This window comes from Chitinophaga skermanii (genome assembly GCF_003259335.1).
Classification (GTDB): Bacteria; Bacteroidota; Bacteroidia; order Chitinophagales; family Chitinophagaceae; genus Chitinophaga; species Chitinophaga skermanii.
On sequence record NZ_QLLL01000003.1, the window covers coordinates 315,117 to 335,213 of the forward strand.

17 protein-coding genes are annotated in these 20,097 nt (G+C 39.5%); 15 read left to right on the forward strand and 2 right to left on the reverse strand.

Going from position 1 to position 20,097, the window contains the following annotated elements; all coding sequences use genetic code 11:
- The first annotated feature begins 75 nt into the window (after positions 1-75).
- The 14 genes from LX64_RS08995 to LX64_RS09065 all read left to right on the forward strand — a co-directional run bounded on the left by LX64_RS08995 (position 76) and on the right by LX64_RS09065 (position 11,664).
- The gene (locus tag LX64_RS08995) at positions 76-408 is read left to right on the forward strand and encodes a hypothetical protein (protein WP_148707257.1); all 333 of its coding nucleotides are present in this window, start codon (positions 76-78) and stop codon (positions 406-408) included.
- A 695-nt stretch (positions 409-1,103) separates the two neighbouring features.
- Positions 1,104-2,489: a hypothetical protein gene (locus tag LX64_RS09005; protein WP_111597310.1), complete on the forward strand. Its 1,386-nt coding sequence runs from the start codon at positions 1,104-1,106 to the stop codon at positions 2,487-2,489.
- Positions 2,490-2,687: 198 nt separating this feature from the next.
- Positions 2,688-3,236, forward strand: coding sequence for a hypothetical protein (locus LX64_RS09010; protein WP_111597311.1), 549 nt, complete (start codon positions 2,688-2,690; stop codon positions 3,234-3,236).
- Positions 3,237-3,424: 188 nt separating this feature from the next.
- Positions 3,425-3,718 (forward strand): hypothetical protein, encoded by a 294-nt coding sequence (locus LX64_RS09015; protein ID WP_111597312.1) that lies wholly within the window; start codon positions 3,425-3,427, stop codon positions 3,716-3,718.
- Between the two features lie 1,156 nt (positions 3,719-4,874).
- On the forward strand, positions 4,875-5,048 hold the full coding sequence (locus LX64_RS26005) for a hypothetical protein (protein ID WP_158538586.1): 174 nt from the start codon (positions 4,875-4,877) through the stop codon (positions 5,046-5,048).
- Positions 5,049-5,113: 65 nt separating this feature from the next.
- Positions 5,114-5,494, forward strand: a complete 381-nt coding sequence (locus LX64_RS09025; protein WP_148707258.1) for a hypothetical protein — start codon at positions 5,114-5,116, stop codon at positions 5,492-5,494.
- Between the two features lie 388 nt (positions 5,495-5,882).
- Positions 5,883-6,452, forward strand: coding sequence for a hypothetical protein (locus tag LX64_RS09030; protein ID WP_111597315.1), 570 nt, complete (start codon positions 5,883-5,885; stop codon positions 6,450-6,452).
- 512 nt (positions 6,453-6,964) lie between these two features.
- Positions 6,965-7,138 (forward strand): hypothetical protein, encoded by a 174-nt coding sequence (locus LX64_RS26010; protein WP_158538587.1) that lies wholly within the window; start codon positions 6,965-6,967, stop codon positions 7,136-7,138.
- 89 nt (positions 7,139-7,227) lie between these two features.
- Entirely contained in the window at positions 7,228-7,629 is a 402-nt protein-coding gene (locus LX64_RS09040; RefSeq protein ID WP_111597317.1) for a hypothetical protein, read from the forward strand.
- Between the two features lie 171 nt (positions 7,630-7,800).
- Positions 7,801-8,202 (forward strand): hypothetical protein, encoded by a 402-nt coding sequence (locus LX64_RS09045; RefSeq protein ID WP_111597318.1) that lies wholly within the window; start codon positions 7,801-7,803, stop codon positions 8,200-8,202.
- Positions 8,203-8,206: 4 nt separating this feature from the next.
- Complete coding sequence (locus LX64_RS09050; RefSeq protein WP_111597319.1) at positions 8,207-8,596, forward strand: hypothetical protein; 390 nt, start codon at positions 8,207-8,209, stop codon at positions 8,594-8,596.
- Positions 8,597-8,867: 271 nt separating this feature from the next.
- Positions 8,868-9,104, forward strand: a complete 237-nt coding sequence (locus LX64_RS09055; protein WP_148707259.1) for a hypothetical protein — start codon at positions 8,868-8,870, stop codon at positions 9,102-9,104.
- Positions 9,101-10,000, forward strand: a complete 900-nt coding sequence (locus LX64_RS09060; protein ID WP_111597321.1) for an ankyrin repeat domain-containing protein — start codon at positions 9,101-9,103, stop codon at positions 9,998-10,000. Before LX64_RS09055 ends, LX64_RS09060 begins: the two co-directional genes overlap by 4 nt.
- Before the next feature lie 296 nt (positions 10,001-10,296).
- Positions 10,297-11,664, forward strand: coding sequence for an exonuclease domain-containing protein (locus tag LX64_RS09065; RefSeq protein WP_111597322.1), 1,368 nt, complete (start codon positions 10,297-10,299; stop codon positions 11,662-11,664).
- A gap of 71 nt (positions 11,665-11,735) precedes the next feature.
- Here LX64_RS09065 and LX64_RS09070 read toward each other — a convergent pair whose 3' ends face one another.
- Entirely contained in the window at positions 11,736-17,018 is a 5,283-nt protein-coding gene (locus LX64_RS09070; RefSeq protein WP_111597323.1) for an AAA domain-containing protein, read from the reverse strand.
- A 279-nt stretch (positions 17,019-17,297) separates the two neighbouring features.
- Between LX64_RS09070 and LX64_RS09075 the strand changes: the two genes are divergently transcribed.
- Complete coding sequence (locus LX64_RS09075) at positions 17,298-18,317, forward strand: sensor histidine kinase (RefSeq protein ID WP_111597324.1); 1,020 nt, start codon at positions 17,298-17,300, stop codon at positions 18,315-18,317.
- Here LX64_RS09075 and LX64_RS09080 read toward each other — a convergent pair whose 3' ends face one another.
- Positions 18,318-20,093, reverse strand: coding sequence for an ABC transporter ATP-binding protein (locus LX64_RS09080; protein WP_111597611.1), 1,776 nt, complete (start codon positions 20,091-20,093; stop codon positions 18,318-18,320).
- Between the last annotated feature and the right edge of the window lie 4 nt (positions 20,094-20,097).

Here is a 20,097-nt window from a genome sequence, read left to right on the forward strand (position 1 = left end):
TGCTACTATTTTCAGTATGATACGTTGAAATTAGTTGCCTTTGTAGGTGGAAGCATGATAATATGGATATCACGTATGATCGTTAATTATAAGAAGGTTGGTATAATTGAATTGAATGAAAGTAGAATAGTTGTACATGCGAATGAACATAGAGTTGTACATGATATTCCAGGATTGACTACAATAGAAATATTTGTGTTAGAGGTTGAAGGAGAGAGGAATGGAAGAATGTCATTTGCGAATGGTAGTGGAAATTATTTAGAGTTAGGGGTCGATCGTACAATTATAAAATACCAGTTTTTTTTAGCGGAAGAGCATGTGGTATTATTACGAAATTTATTAGATAGTTGGAGACAGCATAAGGTTTCTTTCACCGCCAAAAGCGCGTCCAGATTTCGAATTCATTAAGGAAATATAAAAAATAGACATGCACATCAAGAAAATAATAAGGTATATACCTTTCATCATTTTATTGGTTTTTACCCTTATTACATGGTATGACATTGTAGCCGTAACTCATGTGGCTAGGGTGCGTCATTTAACAGGTGGTATACTTGTATTGATCAATATTTTCACATACTTCTTCAGTATGAGAATTGGCGTTTTAATCACAGGAATTACATTATTGCTGAGCACAATTAATCTGGCAGCCTTTACAACTCCAATTATCACGAAACAATTTTGGGTAGGTTCACTTATGTTTCCCATATTTCAGCCGATAGCGTTATTGTTGTTGATGGTGTTTCTAGTATTAAATAGTAAGTATTTAAGCAATGCGTTTAAAAGAGAGAGAAAAGTAGTGTAGTATACTCCTCATTGCTCGTATTATTCTTAGTATCTTTTATTATTAAGGAAAATGGAATATGGTAGTTGGTTCCGGGGGCGATAGGTAAGAGTTGAAAATGTATTCTCCCATCGTGGACTAACACTATTGTTAAACAAGAAGAATACGTTTTCGATATACTTTCGATGTTGAAAGCTTTTCTAATCTCTACGTTCTCAACTGTTAAGGGGTTTGACGTATAGGAATTAATTATATGTTATTTGAATGAATTTGTGTTGGAGAATTTAATATCTTCACATGAAGATTATCCATTTAACCTATGTTAGTATACATTTATGCAATTTGCCTAACTTTTAGTCCTGTACAGTCTATACAGCCGAAAGATACGGCAGCCAAGGTCGAGCAATACAGCCAGCAATACATTCAACAAGTTAATAAGAAGGTATCACGCACAACGAAGCAGTTGGAGCGTGCGAATGCGCGTGCTATAGCAGAATTGGAGCAATATGAAAACGCGCTCAATAAGCGTTTGTCGAAAATTGATTCCATGGCGGCTAAACGGGTATTTGATCCTTTGAATAAGTTTAAGCCGGGTGCCGGTAAGGGTGGCGGTAAGTACGATTCTTATGTAGATACGGTATCGAGTGTATTAGGCATGCTGGGCAAGGATGGCAATATTGGGAAGTACAAAGATCAATTAACGAAAGCAGTTGGCAACGTAGACGAGTTACAGTCTAAGTTTGAAGAAGTACAGCAAGTACGCCAGTTTATAGCCCAAAGAAAGCAGTATTTACAATCGCAGTTGGGGCAGTATACCGATTTAAAGAAATATCTCTCCAAATACAACCAAGCGGCATACAGCTATGTACAGCAGGTGCAGGAATACAAAGATATCTTGCAAGACCGCAAAAAGATAGAGAAGAAGGTAGTTGAATTGGTGAAGAACAGCAAGCAATTCAAAGAACTCATTCAACAAAACTCGCTCATTGCCTCCCTGTTTAATTTCCAAAATACAGGTGGTACAGCTTCCTTAGAAGGTTTGCAAACACGCTCACAAGTGGAGCAATTAATCCAACAACGATTAGGCGGTGCCATGCCAGGGGCAGGTGGTGGTGGCGGTAGTAATGATGCTACGGCAGCCTTACGCGACCAGATGAGTAGTGCCCGCGAACGCATGGAAACCTTGCGGAATCAATTCCCGGGCTTAGACAATGCGGCGGAGATGCCCAACTTCAAACCTAACGAGATGAAGCAGAAGCGTTTCTTACAACGCTTAGAATACGGCACCAATATGCAATTCCAGAAGAACAACCAGTACTTCCCGGCAAGTGGGGATGTAGGCTTACAAGTAGGCTACAAGTTCTCGAAAAACGGAACAATAGGAGTAGGAGGTGTTTATAAGCTGGGCTTGGGATCGGGGTGGAATAACATACAGTTTACGAGCGCCGGTGCCGGGCTTCGCAGTTATATGGATTACAAATTGAAAGGCACGTTCTTCGTGAATGGTGGGTTTGAGAGAACGTACAACTTCAATTCACCGGAGAAAGTACAATCGGCTTTTAACTCGGCTTTATTGGGGGTAAGCAAGAAGTACAAGATCAATAATAAACTGAAAGGAAACATTATCATACTATACGATTTCTTACATAACCAGCATTATCCCGCTACGCAGCCTGTGCAGTTTAGGGTGGGGTATAATATGTAGGTGGATGGAATATTGTTAACCAATTAATCATCATCATTTAACCTTAAAGTACATGTGAGATGAGAAAACTGTGCTATTAGTAATACTATTGAGTAGTAAGCATTTTATTGCCCATGGGCAAAACGATTATGGATTTAACCCTAGTCGTAGTTTACCCAGATACGGGAAAACCAATTGTAATTCAATAGAACAGTTAATATGAAATATAAATTGCTTTTTATTATTTGGATGTTGTTAAGTGCAAATTTAAATGCGCAAGTTCCAGTTGATAAGTTGGAGAACAGTAAATTTAAAAGTATTCACTTTACATTAGAGGAAAGAAAAAGTGATATTATTTTACAGGATTCACTGAATTTACTTAATAAACAATACCATGATGTGGTTATCAATAATTTTTTGTCAAAGTATAGAGCAGATATATCTACTCATATTTCCGCATTAAATGTAATAAATATTCAAAGAGGCAAATTGATATTTAATTCTTATGATGAATACGGGTATGAATTAGGATTCGTGGTCAATAATTTTCTTATTGATAATTTATCATTTGAAAGTTTTGCTCATATCAGAAAGGATAAAAATTATAAGATAGGTGTATTTATTTATTATGATTTTCCAGGTTCTATTTTTGGGATAACCTTTGTTGAAATTTGTAATAATAAGTATTATTTAATTTATTCAATAACTGCGGAAGATAAAATACGGTTACCTGGTCGGCCGATTTATAATGATCTTGTTCCTGGTTAAGAACTGAAAAGAAGAGTAATTGTAAGAATAGATTGATTTACATAATGAATTCAATAGCATTTGATGCTCTAATTCGAAACCAGGAAATCAAACATATATAAGGATGTTTAAAGACGCTGGAATTTTCTTAGCAATACGATTGCCAATATATGACAATTAATAATTAGTGTCCATTTGACCTAACGCAGATGAAGAAACTATGCTTATTAGTAATACTATTGAGTATCACACATTTACTTGTACTTGCCCGAGGACAAAACGATTACGGATTTAATCCTAGCCGTGGATTACCGCCACCAGTAGGCGCGGCAACAATGAATAAAGCAGGCGATGTAGCATTGAATTATGCTACGGGTGTACCCAATGTGGGAGTGCCTTTAATACAAGAACAATCGCGTTCAATTCCCATTCATATTGCATTGAATTATGGCTCAAATGGAATTTGTGTAAATGAATTAGCATCGGATGTGTGGATGGGCTGAAGTTTATCCGGCGGTGGTGCTATAACACGCAGTATTATGGGGAGGCCGGACGAGTTGAGAGCCCCTTCCAGTTCAAATTATAATACGCCTGCAAACCCTACGGACCCGGGAAGGGAAGTGGTTGATTTCTTTTCTTATTCCAAAGACTTTGGAACGGATATCGTTAATTTCTCGGTAGCAGGGATTAATGGCACGTTTATTATGCAGCCGAATTGAGACTTTGCAATCTTAGTGATCCAATTATAAAAAAGTGACAGGAAAGAATATTGGTGATCTTTTTGGTGATTTTACACAATCAACTATTGATTTATACAACGATATGAAGTATAATTTGAATAGTTGGAAGAATCAAATTAAGTACTTAGGGTGTTAATTTATTAAAAATAAAGTGCGAATGTTTTTTGACTATTTATTCTATTTAGTCGCAAAGTTTTATGCGCGTAACAGGGAGAAAGAAACAGAGGGAACTAGTATTACAGTAGTTTCCTTACTGCAAACATTTAATTTGCTTACAATTTGGTTCATTATTATAGCCATATATTATCCACAGGAATATCTCTTAAAGATTGTTTCAGTTGGTATTTATTTTTTCTTTCTGATATTTAATTACATAAGATTTTTTTACAGGGAAAAACATTTGCCTTCTGTTATACATGATAAGTGGTTGAAAGAATCAAAAAAGTCACAGAAAGAAATTAAATTAACTGCTCTTTTTTACGTTGTAATCAGTATAGTTAGTTTTTTAGGAGTAGTTGTTTATATGGGATTAAAGAATACGCATTAATATATAGAAAATAAACCTTTTTAGATTTAATTAAACAATACCACATAAGCATTACGAATCCTTGTCAACCGAAGATATAAAATCATCTACTTTGTGAAGGATCACTTAGGGAATACTCGGATAGTGTTAACATAAAAAACTGGAGAAGCAAATTATGTGGCCACCATGGAAACATCAAATGCTGCTACAGAAACCCAATTATTCAGTAATGTAGATGAAACGCGTGCCGCTAAGCCTGCTAGCTATCCTGTATAAGATAAGAGGGGCTGCTGTCGAGTATGGAACAGAAGTCGCAAGCAATTTGATGAAAGGACAGAAGTTTGTGTAGGCTCCCCCGAAGTTCGGGGTTAAAAAAACTTTGGAACTTTTTTCATGGAAACAGTAATTACCGGAGGTGCCAATAAAGTAGGAGAAAAAGGATTAGAGTACTTGGGAATTGATGGTGTTATTAAGGAAAGTTTAAAACATAATGATATTTTTGCAATACAATTTGAAACTGGAGCTACAAGCACACTTTATAGGAACCCAAATGAATACTTTTGCTAATCTTTTAAATATGATTAAATCAGTTCTTGAAGAGAGTCCAGATAACAATGCTATAAGGTAATGATATGTCGAAAATTATTTCAGTTTTTGTAATATTGGGTTTATTAATATTAATTTTTAAATCTTATAACGATAGTAATGATTTGCTGCAAAATTATATTCTGACTGAAGGGACAGTACTTAGTTTTACAATTGCGGCGAAAGGAAGTTCTAATACTGTGAAATATGAATACAAAGTAGATGGAATATTTTATGAAGGATATAATGCTTATCCAGAAATAAGTAGGAGCCAAGGAAGTATAATAGTAGGGAAAAAGTTTCCGGTTGCTTTTCTAAAAAAAGATAATAAAATTAGCCATATATTAATCAGTACTAAAGATTTCAGAAACTTTTCAATACCTTTTCCTGATAGCTTATTATGGATTAAAAATATTGAAATTAAATAGCAACATACCATAATAGCCTGCGTGTACCACACGCAGGCTTTTTACTACATAAGCATTACGAATCCTTGTCAACCGAAGATCTAAAATAATCTAATATAAATAAAAGCCTTGGCAAAGGGGCTGTTAATGGTGAATGTGCTGCAGGTTGTGAATTGGCTGGACAAAAAATACCTGGTAAATCATTTAAAGAAATAGATTATTTGGATGTGGAGGTTGAAAGCAGCGCAAATGGAAAGTAGGTTTGTTGCAAATATTACTGAGCTTTCTGGACAGAAAGCATTTGAATTTGCAACTCCTGCATTAGAAACAGCTATAAATGGAGCTGTGGGTGATCCAATAAAGAAGAAAGTTAGGGGGACAAATAAGTAGTATGTAAAGCAAGTTAGTTATGAAAGAAAGCTACAACAAAGAAAATTTTTCACGGGGTCAGTCAATTTTAATTTTTTCAATAGCTTTAGCCATTGGTGGAATTTTAATAGTGATAATATTTTTCTTATTTGGAAAATTTGCAGTGTTTTATGGCACGTCAGTAAGAAATAGCTTTAAAGCAGAAAATAATTTCACTATAGGGAATGTAGTCGATGTTGGTTCTTATAAGGGATCTTACGCGATATTTGAATATGTCGTTGAAAATGTAAAGTATGAAGGGCGGTATAACACGCCTGCAAGTGATGTGGAAATTGGAGAGCATTACATTATATATTATCGCAAAAAAGATCCTAATGATATTTATGTTGATTTCTCTGAGAAAGTCTTTTTGCCAAATGACTCAACATTAATAAACCTTGCTAAGGTTATTTATGTTGATGACGCCAAGGTAAGATATCAGTATAAAATTAATGGGATGAGATATTTTAGATTTCAAAGAATTGAGTCTAAAGGGAGATATAAATTGGACTCTACTTATCGTATCGAGTATTTAATCGCTAATCCAAAAAATTCCAAAATAGTTGAATAATACAGTAATAAAATTCACAAAAGCCTACGTGTACCAAACTGGAACAGCAAATTATGTGGCCACCATGGAAACATCAGATGCTGCAACAGAAACCCAATTATTCAGTAATGTAGATGAAACGCGTGCAGCTAAGCCTGCTAGCTATCCTGTACAAGATAAGAGGTGCCGCTGTTGAATATGGAACACAAGTCGCAAGCAATTGATGAAAGGACAGAAGCTTAGAGCTGCATTAAGGTCGGATATTGATATTATGCGATTGCAATTTCTGCCAATGCAGGTTTTTTATCTGCTGCTACCTCAGCTTACATTCCAAAAGAAGTAGCTGGTAAAGTAGTTAATGAAACTGTTTCTTTAGATATAGATGTTGGAGAATCAGTATTAAAGTAATATAGAACTAAAGGAAAAGGAAGCAATGAGTCTAAAGTAACCTTAACAAAAACCCTTGAAGATATGCTAATTTGTAAAGTAGCTGGAGAAATTCCGAAAAAGCCCAAATTCATTCTGATGGGCACATGGCTGCAACGCGCCAAAAAGCGGATAGAGCTGCGAGAGTTTCAGCAGCTGAGTCTACAAATAAACCAAAAGCCGCTGCGGTCAAAGCACTAGATAATGAAATTAACGTACAGCTTAGAAGTAATTGGGTTAACGGTAAGGTCGTATATTCCGTTGTAGCAAGTAATATTTAATATTAATAAGAATTGAAAACGGGTTCGTAACTTGACATGCCTGTTAAGGATAATACACGATTTAATATGCCAATAAATGTAATTAGGTAATGAAGACATTCGTATTTTTTGCAGGATTAATATTATTCATTGGAAGTCTCTTACTTATAGGTGCCAATATGAAAGTATTTGAAATTGCACAAGATGGAAAGATTGTGAAAATGGTATTAATTGAAAAGCCACCAATATGTTTAGGTACGAAACCTTATGTTGTTACTTTTAGTTACGAAGGACAAAATTATAATAAACAGGTAAGAGGTACGTTTTGTGAGGATTATAAAATAGGAGACATATTTGATATGAAAATGTTACCTGGAGAGGATACCGTATTATGGATAAATGAAACAGGCGTGAGCAATTTGGTCGCAGGTATTTGTTTGGCATTATTTGGTGTTGGTTGTTCAATTGGAGTTGTCATAAGTAATATTTTAGAAAGGAGGTCATGCGAGTAGTATTACTGAAATAGCCATCGTTGTGTATGAGGGGCAACAGGTTGTCGATACTTTTCATAGTCCCGTGACCCCGGAAATGCCTATACCTTGGTACATACAAGGTTTTAACGGGGATTCAGGAATAACAGCAGAAGGCCTTGGGTCTGGTTTGGAGACGCTACGGTTCAATACATGACTAGTGATAAGCTTACCTTTAAGGAAAAGGTAATGAATTTAAATGTTGCAAGTATTACAGAAAGTACATTTATGCAAAATCCTATTGGTGCAGCGATGGTCGGAAGTGCGTTAGATTTTAGGCCTGATAATAATTTTAAGAGGCCGATATTTGGTCAAAAATCATATACGGATTTCTTTACAGAAATTTTAGTTGGCGGAGTTGCTAATGAATATGTTGGAAAAGGATTAGATTATCTAGGTCTAAGTTCATACGCTGGAATTAAAGGTATGTTAACTGGGGGCCTTAAAAGAGAAGGGGTAGTGACAATATACTTTGGCGCAACAGCTATTACTAGTACTCAGTTAAATACCTTAAATGCCTTAATAAGTGATGTACTTAAAAACATTTCACCTTAGAACGATGAAAAGAAGCTTTAATAAATGCTTACCTTATTTGGTATTCTTAGTAATTGGTTGTTTTTTTATAAAGGCCATGATAAGGGATAAACAGCTAACCTCAGATTTTAAAATTGTACCAGGGGGCGTAGTAAATTTTTATGCAGATTATAAAGGCAGCGGAGGTTCAGTAAAGTATAGTTTTGAAGTTAATGGACAAATTTATCATGGTTTAGGCGCTTATCCTACCATTTATTCTTCAAGAGGATATTCTCTAATAGGGGAAAGTTTCCCGGTCGCTTATCAAGTTGATGACCTAAATAATAATCGAATGCTGATTACGACTACTGATTTTAAGGAATTCAATCTAGCATTTCCGGATAGCCTGGCTTGGATCAAAAAAATGGAACGATAATTTTTTCATAGTAGTAAAAAGCATTACGAATCCTTGTCAACCGAAGATATAAAATCATCTACAAGTAAAATCCCCTAAAGAAAAATTGATGCTGTAAACCAATTAACAAGTAAATTGAATATCGAAAACACGGTAAATATCTATTCAGCTTGGAGAAGGAGTCGATTTAACCTTTACAGGTCACTCTCTTGGTGGTGGTGAAGCTGCTTTGAGTTCAATTATTACTGGTAGACCAGCAATAACATTTAAAGCGGCAGGTGTTGGGGATATTATGAAGTTTGCTGTAGGCAATTGGAAAACACCACTAAAAGGAGAGTCCAATATTCACGCTTATGTATTGACATCCGATCCGTTGAATTTTATGCAAGATAATTCTAAAATACCAGATGTAAACGGTATTAGAATCGATGTAAAGCCCGTAGATAATGCATCTAAATTGAATGGTCACAGTATGGATAGTATGTTGAAAGTTTTTGGATTAAGTCACCCCTCAGATTTTGCAAAATGATGAAGAATAATTTTGAGATATTTTTATTAGTTATTGTCACTTTCTTTATTTCTTGTAATAATAATATTGAAAGAGATAAGGTAGTAAATAAGAAAACTCTTTTATATGGAGATTATAGAATTTTTCAAAATACTCCAGCATGGGAACTAGCAAAAGCAGTTGAGGATGGGAATATTTATGAAATTAAACAAATAGTGTCAAAAGATACTTCATTGCTAAATTTTCAAGAAGCTAAATTTGGAGCAACCCTTTTAATGATGACTGTCATCAATCAACAATGGAAATCGTTTAATGAATTACTAAATTTGGGGGCTGATGTAAACTTACATGATACATACGATGGTAGTTCAGCACTGATTAAAGCCTGTTATCGAAAAAATTATGATATAAAGTTTGCAAAGCAATTAATTAAGGCTGGAGCTAATGTTAACGATGTTGAAGTTGGAGAAAGAAGGGAGGGCAATAAAACAAGAATGACTCCATTAATAATTGCAAGTAAAAGCGGAAATGTTGAAATAGTAAAACTGTTATTAGCTAATGGGGCTAATGTGAATTTCATGAATGAATATCACAGGACAGCACTCACAGAATCCGTTATCTTAAAACGATATGATGTAGTTTTATTATTATTGGAAAATGGAGCAGATTATAAAATACCTATGTTTTATAGACCGACTGAAGATCCGGGTAAAGATCAGCCTATTTTTATAGTTGATTATCTTAGAGAGGATTTGGTTGAATTGGGATCAAGAGAATTTAAAAAAAAGATGGCAATTGTAGACTTCTTAAAAAGTAAAGGAGTTGATTATCGCAATTCACCTATACCAAGTTTTATTTTAAATGAGATCAAAAAGATGTACCCTAAAAGCTGGGAAAAGTATAGTGTGGTATACTAAGGGATAAATTGTACTTCTTACATACCACAAAAGCCTGCGTGTACCACACGCAGGCTTTTTACTACATAAGCATTACGAATCCTTGTCAACCGAAGATCTAAAATCATCTACTACAAATGTCTGCTATCCCACATGCACCCTGCAAACAGTGTTATATTATTTTAGCATAGCAGGCATCTATTATCCCAATCCTTCATACATAAACACTAAAATAATTAGTGTATTAAGTGTAATTGCCAAAAATATTAGCAAAAGACTAGTGTTGCATTAGATGAAAATATTATCTTCGTTCTCCCATGTATGCAATTGTAGATATAGAAACCACTGGAGGTCATGCGAGTGCGAGTAGTATTACTGAAATCGCCATCGTTGTGCATGACGGGCAACAGGTTGTCGATACTTTTCATAGTCTCGTGAACCCGGAAATGCCTATACCACGGTATATACAGGCTTTAACGGGTATTACTGATGAAATGGTGAGCTTTGCGCCTACATTCAGTGAGCTGGCACCCAAAGTATTCGAATTGTTACAGCCCAATGTTTTCATTGCACACAACGTTAATTTCGATTATTCCTTTATCAAGCACCAGCTCGATGTAGCGGGGTTTGCCATCCATAGTAAGAAGCTGTGCACCGTGAGGATGAGTAGGAAGATTTTCCCGGGGATGCCTTCTTATAGTTTGGGGAATTTGTGCAGGCAGTTAGGCATAACTATACAAGACCGCCACCGTGCCCATGGCGATGCGGCGGCTACGGTACAATTGTTCGAGAAGCTGCTGGCTAATGATACCCAGCAAGTGCTGGCATCTATGTTAAAAGTGGGTTCTAAAGAGCAGGCACTACCAGCTAATTTGCCCAGGGAGCAAGTATTACAATTACCCAATACACCCGGTGTATATTATTTCCACGATCAAAAGGGGAAAGTGGTATACGTGGGAAAGGCTATCAATATCAGGAAGCGGGTATTAAGCCATTTCTCCGGCAATAATCCCGGTAAGCAACGACAAGATTTCCTCCGCAATATTTACCAAGTAAGCCACCAAGTGACAGGCACTGAACTCATTGCATTCATTTTAGAATCCATCGAAATAAAACGCCTGTGGCCGGCATATAACCGGGCGCAAAAACATATCGAATCCAAATTCGGTATTTATGTGTTCGAAGATCAACAAGGCTATATGCGCTTGGCGATCGAAAAGAAAAGAAAATACACTACGCCAATATTAGGTTTCAACTTAATGATTGAAGGACGGAACCGGTTAATACAGTTAGTCAAGCAATTCAACCTCTGTCATAAACTCTGCTTCTTACAAGCCGATACGCAAGCTTGTACAGGTCTCGAATCCCAAATATGCAAAGGCGCCTGTGAACACCGCGAAGATGCCGACACCTATAACTCACGTGTATTTGCCGCTATCAGGCATTTACAAGAAGGGCTCGCTACTTTTGCTATTATCGACAATGGTTTAGCCAAAGGGCAACACAGTTGCGTGTACATCGAAAAAGGGAAGTTCTATGGCATGGGCTATATTCCTAGTAATGCGGAATTAGAGAGTGCTGAATTTTTGAAAGAACAACTCACACAATATCCCGAGAATGATTATATCCTCAACCTCGTGCATCAATACGCTTCTGTGAATACCAAGCAAATTGTACGGTTCTAATAGCTTATGTAATAAAAAAGCGAACAAGGACAAACGCCTCATTCGCTTTCAATGTATTTACCGCGTAAAAGTTACAACTGCACTGGTGCCGTAATGTACCCTTCCGCTTGTTTTTCTTTAATCATCTGCTGCATTGCTTCTTTCGCATGCGCTTGGCTTTCCATGGTTTTCACTTGTACTTGTCCTTTTGCCCCGAGTTTACCGAAACGGGTCACGAGTTTAAGATCGTCTACCGCTATTTCCCAAGATTTAATATACTCGCCTTGATCGAGGATGAACCGTTGATAGGGAAGGTTTTCATATGCGCCCAATGAAACACTTTGCGCATACGCTTTCTCTATGCTGGCTGGGTTTTCCTGCGTAATCATCGGCTCGTTATGTAAGCGTTTTAAGATGTTTTCTACCACCTGCTTCGGTTGGTGTAACCAATCTTTCGCTAATACACGCATGATCTTCCAACCAAAGTTCTCCAAGAGGGCTGGGCGTTGGAAGTATTGTTCCAACACATCTTCATTCGCGTAGTGTGCATCATCATCCACCAAAATACTCAATGCATAATGATCGTCTTGCTCATTCGCTTTAATGGCTAAACTGCATTTAAACCCAGATTGCCCTACTTGCGATTGCGTTACATAGCCTTTCTGTTGTAAGTGCCGGCTAATCTGTTGTAACACCAAGCTTTCGTGGATATGCTGAACAGGTTGTTGCGTTTTATAATTCAGTTTCTGCAATACTTGGTTCGCTTCTTTCATGGCACCAATACTTACATGCTCGGCATATTGTAAGAATTGTTTCAAATAGTTAGCGCCTGCATTATACTCGTTGGTAATTTGCTGGTGCTTAATACTACTTACCACGGCCATATGCTTCTTCGCGCGACTGAAAATAACGTTCAATCGTTTCTCACCACCTTTCTTATTGATAGGTCCAAAGTGCATCGACATTTTACCGCTACTAGCAGGTGCATAGCATACGCTGAGGATAATAATATCGCGTTCATCGCCTTGCACATTCTCCAGGTTCTTTACAAACAAACCTGTAAACTGGTCGTTCTCTACTCTTATTCTTGCTTCGTCTAATTGTTGATCGAACGTAATATCCGTTTTCGCCAAGGCTTCCAACGCATTTTCAATGGCTGTTTGTTGTGGCTGGCTGAATGCTACGATACCAATGCTATCCTTCACATTCTTCCGTAAGAAGCTACGAACAAGTTCGGCTATATATTGTGCCTCGCGTAAGTTCACTTGTTTCTCGTACACACCGCCTTGTTGGAAATGGAAACTAATACTCCGGTCGTATAGGCTGCTGGCATATAATAGGCCTTCCGCGGCACTATTCACTACAATCGGCTGTTTCGGCAATTGGTGAACGGTTCTATCTGGAACAGTAAGCAAACCAGCTTTATAGAAGGCATGGTTGCTAAAGTTGATCAATGTTTCAAACTGGCTTCTATAGTGCCAACCTAACATCACGCTGTCGAGCTTACGGGCGCCTTGGGCCAGTAAACTGTCTACGTCGTGACTTAATAAATCACTCGCGCTTTCTTCCACTGTTAACTCAAGGTCATCCTTATCGATACCCTTGGTGGTGAAGAAATCGGTCGGCGGCATTTGTTTATCGTCGCCAACAATAATGCTTTGCGGGGCGCGGTATAAAGAAGGAATCCCTTCTTCTAATGTAATCTGGCTAGCCTCATCGAATATCACGGCATCGAAGAAGGTGTTTTCAACCGGTAAGCAATCGCTTACGCTTAAAGGACTCATTAACCAAATAGGCTTCAAATCCTTCAATACATCGGCACTTTCCTTCGAGGCTAATTCACGAATACTTTTAAAGCGACTACTTTTCGCAAATTCGTTCTCTAATATCTTCCTGCCTTCAAGATAATGCTTCTTGAACTCTTTCTCTTCGGGTGTTAAGGCCGATAAAGGCTGGGCACTAACGCTAAGATGATCATTGAATTTACCCCTTGCTTGTGCTTTGGTGATCAAAGCATTCAGCTTCATCAATTCTTTATAATACACCTGTATGGCTTCTACTGCCTTTTCGAGTGTATGTGCATCGGTGGCCGCGAATTGCTTTTGTTGCAGGTATACTTGGCGTAAGCTTTTATGCGCCATACCTGCTTCAAATTGCGATGGCGAGAACGGGATGGTATGCACCGCATTTTTAAGCGTTGCCGGCATGGCCAAGTAGTTCTCGAGTGCCGGCATTAAGTCGGGTAGGGTATTGGCATTCATGGAGATGTTTTCTAGTTCATCTTCCATTTGTAGAAGCGACTTGCCTTGGTATTCGTGCAAGCAAGCTTCCAACGCCACTTCCAACTTGGCAATAGGAGCTTGTAACTCGGCCAGTTGCAAGGTAATTTGACTCCCTTGTGGGTGGTGTACTAAGCACTGAACAGCAGGATGGGTAATCCTTGTTCTCAAGCGTTCTACCGTTTGCACCATCTGGTCGATGTCCTGGAAACCGTATTGTTGTTGTATGTTTTTCTTTGTTTGAAGAATAGCTGCCGAGGTTTCATACTCGTGCAGTAATTGTTGTAAAACCGTGGTAATACTTGGCTTTACAGGGTGTGCATCGAAGAAATATCCCGCGTTGACTTGTTGTTTCAGTTTACGCCACTGGCCATCCATGAAACCCAACATGCTATGTTCCTTCTGGTTGGCGAGTGCTAAGCCCTCTCTCACAGTGGCCTCATCTAGCTTGAATTGCCAGTGAACGGTTGCTTCTACGGCTTGTTGGTGTATAGCTTGTTGCTCTTTGAGCAAGTTCAATTGTTGTGTTAAAACCTGCGAAGCGGGGTTTGCCGGGTCGATCAATGCCACTTGTTGTTGTTGTGCCAACGGCACCATTAAGTGGGCATGCATCACGGTATCTTTCAATACGGCAAGGTTCGTGTACAGGCTTTGATCGAGTTGTGTAGCGCGCAACACTTGTAGTACATCATTCAATGCTTTTTGTGCGGCATCGAGCAAGTTTTCCAGGTTGGTTACTGGTTGCGGGTGAGCGAAGATTGCCTCGTTCACTTTGCTTAGTGGGTGTTCCGCGAAAATGGGCATTGAACCTGTATCTTCTAATACGCTACCCAATTGCTGGATCACCTGCCCAAATTGTACCCATTGTTCGTAATACGGCATCGCTTCTTCCATTTTAGGGGAAAGTTGCTGCAGGGCCGGGCGTAAAGCAATGAGGGCAGCGATTAAGTCGCGCGTGGTAGTGGCGGCTTGTTCGCTAACAGTATTTTGTGTTTGATGGTAGTTTTGTAGTAGGTTGATGGGTACATCCAGCTTCTTCAACAAACTAGTACGTTGTTCCTGCAATGCCGGTAAATCCAAAGGCTGCGCAGCATACAGTTTGTAGGTGGCTTCTAAATCACGGATGAACGATTTTTTATCTTGCTGTGAATCGTGGATATAACAACACAGTTCATCCAAACCTTGCTGTTTTAAACGGTGGTAAACCACGTCTAACGCCGCTCTTTTTTCACACACGAATAACACATGCTTGCCGCGTGTTACAAAATCGGCTATCAAGTTTGTAATAGTCTGGCTTTTACCCGTACCAGGAGGACCTTGAATGACGTAGCTTTCCCCGTTCCGCCCGCGCAGTACCGCGTTGGTTTGCGTAGGATCTGCTGTAACTACGTGTTGCCAACTAGCTGGGTCAACCGGGGCAGGCTGGTATTGCACGATGGGTTTTGGTTGGGCACTGAATAACTGGTCGAACACGCCGTGTTGCAGCTTATTCATGATTACGTGGTTGTAATCACGTACCAAGCTCATCTTCTTATAATTGAAGTTGCCCAATACGATATTACATACATCAAAATGCCAATGGTATTTATTTGTAGGCGTTTCTGCTAATTGGAATAATTCTAGGGTAGTAGAACGGGTAGCACGCTTGGTGGTATTGTCTTGCATGCCAAAGCGTCTACCGTAATGTGCTACGGTTTGTTGTGCCGTTTCATATACGAGGTTTACGCGAGGTTTATCGACGTAGGTCAATATAAACCCTTTGTTGGCTCCTTCTATTTGTGCCCTAATGTGTTCATAGAATTGTTGCACGCTCATTTCTTCCAACTCCACGTAAGCGGGTAATTGGATACCGTATAAGTCCTCCAAGTAATTCGCCAGCACGGGGTTTACCTCCGCAACATTGCTATTTACTTCCAGTACAAACTGGTCGGCGGCTACATTCTTTTTCTTCTTCAAGGTAACAGGAATTAGCAACAGCGGGCTTTGAATCCGTTCTTGTTCTTCTTCCTTCAAGTTGAACCAATCTAAAAAGGCAATGGCCATTTTTAGTTGACTGAACCCGTATTCTTGTATATCACGTTGGCTTTCGATGCGGATGGTATTCAAAGAAGCTTGTAAGTAAGGGTGATCTTCGAAGCGTAAGTATTGATTCAATACTAAATCCTTCTGCTGAACAACTGTGGCCGCTAATTGCTCGTGCCAAGTAAACAAGGTATTCGCCGGGATACTTTTGAAGTGTACCACCATGGGAACGCTGCTTACCGTGAGGTTGATGAACCGTAAGTTTGGTTTGTAATAAAGCAAACGGTTGCGCCTGCTGGTATCGAACAAGCGGTTACGCAATTTGCCCAGTATATAACTTTCGCGGGTGGTATTCACGGTTTTAACCCAGCCTGCTACTTGTGATAAGTCGTTTTGGATATTGGGATTGAAGTCGCGGTAATGATTCAACCGGTGAATGATATCTGTTAAATCCTGGCTGCGTTTAGCCCGGTTTAATTCGGTCATTTCCACGATCAATGTATTGATCGCCGGGTGGATTTTCGACTGCAAGCGCATTAGATGTTGGCGGTTGTTCACGAACTGGGTGAGGTCTTCTTCTTTATAGAAGTTAAGCCCAATTGTTACGCTGGCCAAGATAAGCCCGAGTGTAAAAATGTCTGTTTGCGCATCGTGGTGTTCTACGAGAGATTCATAACATTCGTAACCCGGTATATATGCGGGGAGGGAAAGTTGCTGAATGGGGCCGGTATATATTTCGAGGTTCTCCAGTACGGTCGACTCGCCGTTACCGCCTTTATTTCGTTTGAACTTGTCGGCTACTTCGATATGACCGTTGTAGGCCGATTGTAAACGAATGATTTTGTCCATTGCGTCGCGGGGAGCAATAGCGTAAATGGGGTCGACGTGTAATTGGTGGTGTACAGCAATCACTTGGTGTTCGTCGGCAATATGTAAAACTTTTCCTTCTTCGTGTAAAGCCATCACACCTCTAAAGAGGGGCATCACGCAAGCAATCACATCATCGGTGGTTAAAGTTCCGTTGGCGTGTGCAGTAGAAAGGAATTCAATAAATGACTGTTGGCCTGTTTCCATACCTTGGGCTCTCCTAATTTGACTGCGCTTTTAAAATAAGTGTATTCAATCATCAACGCCCTTTGGCGTTAAACGGGATACGGTTATCCATGCGGGCTGTCCAAACAATACCCTATGATTCTCTTTTTGCAATATATAAACGTAATAGGTGTTGACAAAATTATAATGGAAATGTTCGAAAAAAAATTACATATCATGAAATACGGCATCTATCAGTCCAAATCAACCATTTATACGGTAGTACTTCACCAAAATGGCTTTATTATATAATTTGAGCGTATGCAAAAAGGCATTAACGTTCAACAAACATTCTTCTGGCGATGGATTATCACGCTCGTGGTAGTAATTGTTAGTTGGCTCGTGCGTGCAAATGTGATGCCATCTATGCCGGTACAGGTACATTTATTTGCTTCGGTGATATTAGTGGTGGTAATTCAGTGCGTTTGGTATTTGTTGTTACTGGTGCACCATTTGTTGAATAGGTGGTTACCCTTAGAGCGGTTTCAATATGGGCGAATAGTGTTACAGCTAGTAATTGGCGTAGGCTTGGTGATTTGCGTGCGGTACTTGGTGTTTTTAGTGGTATACGATTTCAGAGAAATCCCCAAAAAGCATGAAGTCAATGGCATGATCTATCTCGCCAATACGCTCATTTCCGTTTCCATCAACCTTGTATTCATTAGCGACGAGTTCATTAAACGCTGGCGGCAATCATTCGAACGTGCGGCTGTGTTGGAGCAAGAAAAATTGCATATGCAGTACCATCATCTGAAAAACCAAGTCGATCCTCAATTCTTATCACATACCATATCATCTTTAGATAACTTAGTCACCTCAGATCCGGGTTTAGCCTCCCAGTTTATTGGGCATTTAGCGAAAGTTTACCGTTACGTGTTGCAGCACGATGAAAACATTGTGGTGAAAATAGGGCAAGAAATTACCTTTATCGAGCATTATCGCACATTAATGCAAGATCGATTTGGTGATGCTATTCAAATTGAGGTAGATGTGGCTAGCCCCGTATTGCAGAAAGGGGTAGTGATGGTGACCTTGCAAATGCTGATCGATAACGCCATTAAGCATAATATTATGACGGTTGAGCAACCGTTGAAGATCCAGATTTATAACGACGAGGACCATCTCATTATCTCCAATAACAAACAAGCTCCCATGCTGCGGGCTTCCTCAGAGAAAAAGGGCTTATCTCAATTGCAGCACTTGTATAAAATACTATCAGGGAAAGATTTACAGGTAAAAGATGAGCAGGAAACCTTTAAGGTAGTCCTGCCCATGTTATAATTAATGCGTGAATTGTAAAGTACTCAGTGTTTTATACAACCCTTGGTCGTGTTGTAATAACGATTCGTGTGTGCCCGATTCTACAACCGTACCATTTTCCATCACGAGAATTAAATCTGCTTTGCGCACCGTAGCTAGCCTGTGGGCAATTACGATGGAGGTTCTGCCTTTCATTAACTTATCCAAAGCATCTTGCACCAGTCGTTCCGACTCTGCGTCGAGGGCGGAAGTAGCTTCATCGAGGATGAGGAGGCGTGGGTTTTTCAGTACAGCGCGTGCAATAGCAATCCGTTGTCTTTGACCACCCGATAATTGTATACCCCTTTCACCCACAATGGTATCTAGGCCGCTAGGGAAGTTTTGAATGAATTCCCATGCATTGGCTTGTTTAGCAGCTTCTATAATGGCCGTTTCATCGGCTTCGGGGTTACCATAGGCAATGTTTTCGCGGATGGTGCCACCGAAGAGGTAAACATCTTGTGGTACCACGGCCATTTGAGAGCGCAGCTCGGATAAAGGAATATCCAACGCATCCTTCCCGTCGAATTTGATGGAACCTTGTACAGGGTCGTATAAACGTAATAAAAGCGACACAATGGTCGATTTACCGGCACCGCTTGGGCCAACGAGGGCTACTTGCCAGCCGGGTTGTACCGTGAAGTTTACATCGCGTAGCACCGTAATATCCTTACGAGAAGGGTAGTGGAAGCTTACATTTTCAAAAACTATTTGCCCGGAAATGGGCGCTGCTATGTGTTCGATCTTCACTTCCGATAATTCTTCTACCGGTTCATCAAGTATTTCCAAGATGTTTTCTGTAGCACCCAAACCTTTTTGGAGGCGCGTATATATTTCTGCTAAACCGGTAATGGAACCACCAATAAAGCCGGTATATATGATGAATGAGAATAACTGGCCCGCCATTAATTGCCCTTCATTAATCATGATGGCACCCTTCCAGATAACGGCTACCATGGTACCGAATAAACCCATGATTAGGAATGAAGCGAAATAGCCTTGGTAAGTACCAGAGAGGATACCTGTTTTGGCGGCTTCATTGGTTTTCTGTTTGTAACGTTCTACCTCGTAGTGTTCGTTGGCGAAGGCTTTTACGTTGTAAATACCCTGCAAAGTTTCTTCTACAATTACGTTCGAGTCGGCCACTTGGGCTTGCACTTTCTTCGAAAACTTCCGTACCCACTTCCCGAATACCATGGCCACGATGATAATTACCGGCAAGATCGCCAGCATGAACACTGTCAACTGCGGGGTGGTAATTAAAAGAAGCGTTAGTCCACCGACTACCATTACTAATTGGCGAATAAACTCGGCCAAAGTAGTAGTAAACGTGTCTTGTAAGATGGAAATGTCGCTGGAAATACGGCTGTTTAACTCACCTACACGTCTTTCTGCGAAGAACTTCATAGGTAAACGGGTTAAATGACCGTACGTTACTTGTCTTAATACAGCGAGGATCTTCTCGGTTACCCGGGTAAAAATGGCAATCCGGAAGAAAGATAAGGTTGACTGGGCCAATAAAACGGCGACCAGCATCCAGCCAATGCGGTTAATTTCTTGCATAACGCGGTCCTGGTGGGCGGCGTCTACGAGCTGCCCGAGGAGCTTGGGGAATAATAAGGTAGAGGCGCTAGATAAAAATAAAAGGGTTAATCCTAATAAGAACTGCCAGCGGTATGGTTTTGCAAATTTGTATAAACGAAGTGTTTTCTTAAACCCACCTAGCGAGAGTTTTTGTTTTTTCTGTTGATTTTCCATGTAT

Excerpts from the sequence above, each read along its gene's own strand:
- LX64_RS08995 (WP_148707257.1), top strand. The coding sequence starts at position 76 with ATGATCGTTAATTATAAGAAGGTTGGTATAATTGAATTGAATGAAAGT.
- LX64_RS09005 (WP_111597310.1), top strand. The coding sequence starts at position 1,104 with ATGTTAGTATACATTTATGCAATTTGCCTAACTTTTAGTCCTGTACAG.
- LX64_RS09010 (WP_111597311.1), top strand. The coding sequence starts at position 2,688 with ATGAAATATAAATTGCTTTTTATTATTTGGATGTTGTTAAGTGCAAAT.
- LX64_RS09015 (WP_111597312.1), top strand. The coding sequence starts at position 3,425 with ATGAAGAAACTATGCTTATTAGTAATACTATTGAGTATCACACATTTA.
- LX64_RS26005 (WP_158538586.1), top strand. The coding sequence starts at position 4,875 with ATGGAAACAGTAATTACCGGAGGTGCCAATAAAGTAGGAGAAAAAGGA.
- LX64_RS09025 (WP_148707258.1), top strand. The coding sequence starts at position 5,114 with ATGTCGAAAATTATTTCAGTTTTTGTAATATTGGGTTTATTAATATTA.
- LX64_RS09030 (WP_111597315.1), top strand. The coding sequence starts at position 5,883 with ATGAAAGAAAGCTACAACAAAGAAAATTTTTCACGGGGTCAGTCAATT.
- LX64_RS26010 (WP_158538587.1), top strand. The coding sequence starts at position 6,965 with ATGGCTGCAACGCGCCAAAAAGCGGATAGAGCTGCGAGAGTTTCAGCA.
- LX64_RS09040 (WP_111597317.1), top strand. The coding sequence starts at position 7,228 with ATGAAGACATTCGTATTTTTTGCAGGATTAATATTATTCATTGGAAGT.
- LX64_RS09045 (WP_111597318.1), top strand. The coding sequence starts at position 7,801 with ATGACTAGTGATAAGCTTACCTTTAAGGAAAAGGTAATGAATTTAAAT.
- LX64_RS09050 (WP_111597319.1), top strand. The coding sequence starts at position 8,207 with ATGAAAAGAAGCTTTAATAAATGCTTACCTTATTTGGTATTCTTAGTA.
- LX64_RS09055 (WP_148707259.1), top strand. The coding sequence starts at position 8,868 with ATGAAGTTTGCTGTAGGCAATTGGAAAACACCACTAAAAGGAGAGTCC.
- LX64_RS09060 (WP_111597321.1), top strand. The coding sequence starts at position 9,101 with ATGATGAAGAATAATTTTGAGATATTTTTATTAGTTATTGTCACTTTC.
- LX64_RS09065 (WP_111597322.1), top strand. The coding sequence starts at position 10,297 with ATGTATGCAATTGTAGATATAGAAACCACTGGAGGTCATGCGAGTGCG.
- LX64_RS09070 (WP_111597323.1), bottom strand. The coding sequence starts at position 17,018 with ATGGAAACAGGCCAACAGTCATTTATTGAATTCCTTTCTACTGCACAC.
- LX64_RS09075 (WP_111597324.1), top strand. The coding sequence starts at position 17,298 with ATGCAAAAAGGCATTAACGTTCAACAAACATTCTTCTGGCGATGGATT.
- LX64_RS09080 (WP_111597611.1), bottom strand. The coding sequence starts at position 20,093 with ATGGAAAATCAACAGAAAAAACAAAAACTCTCGCTAGGTGGGTTTAAG.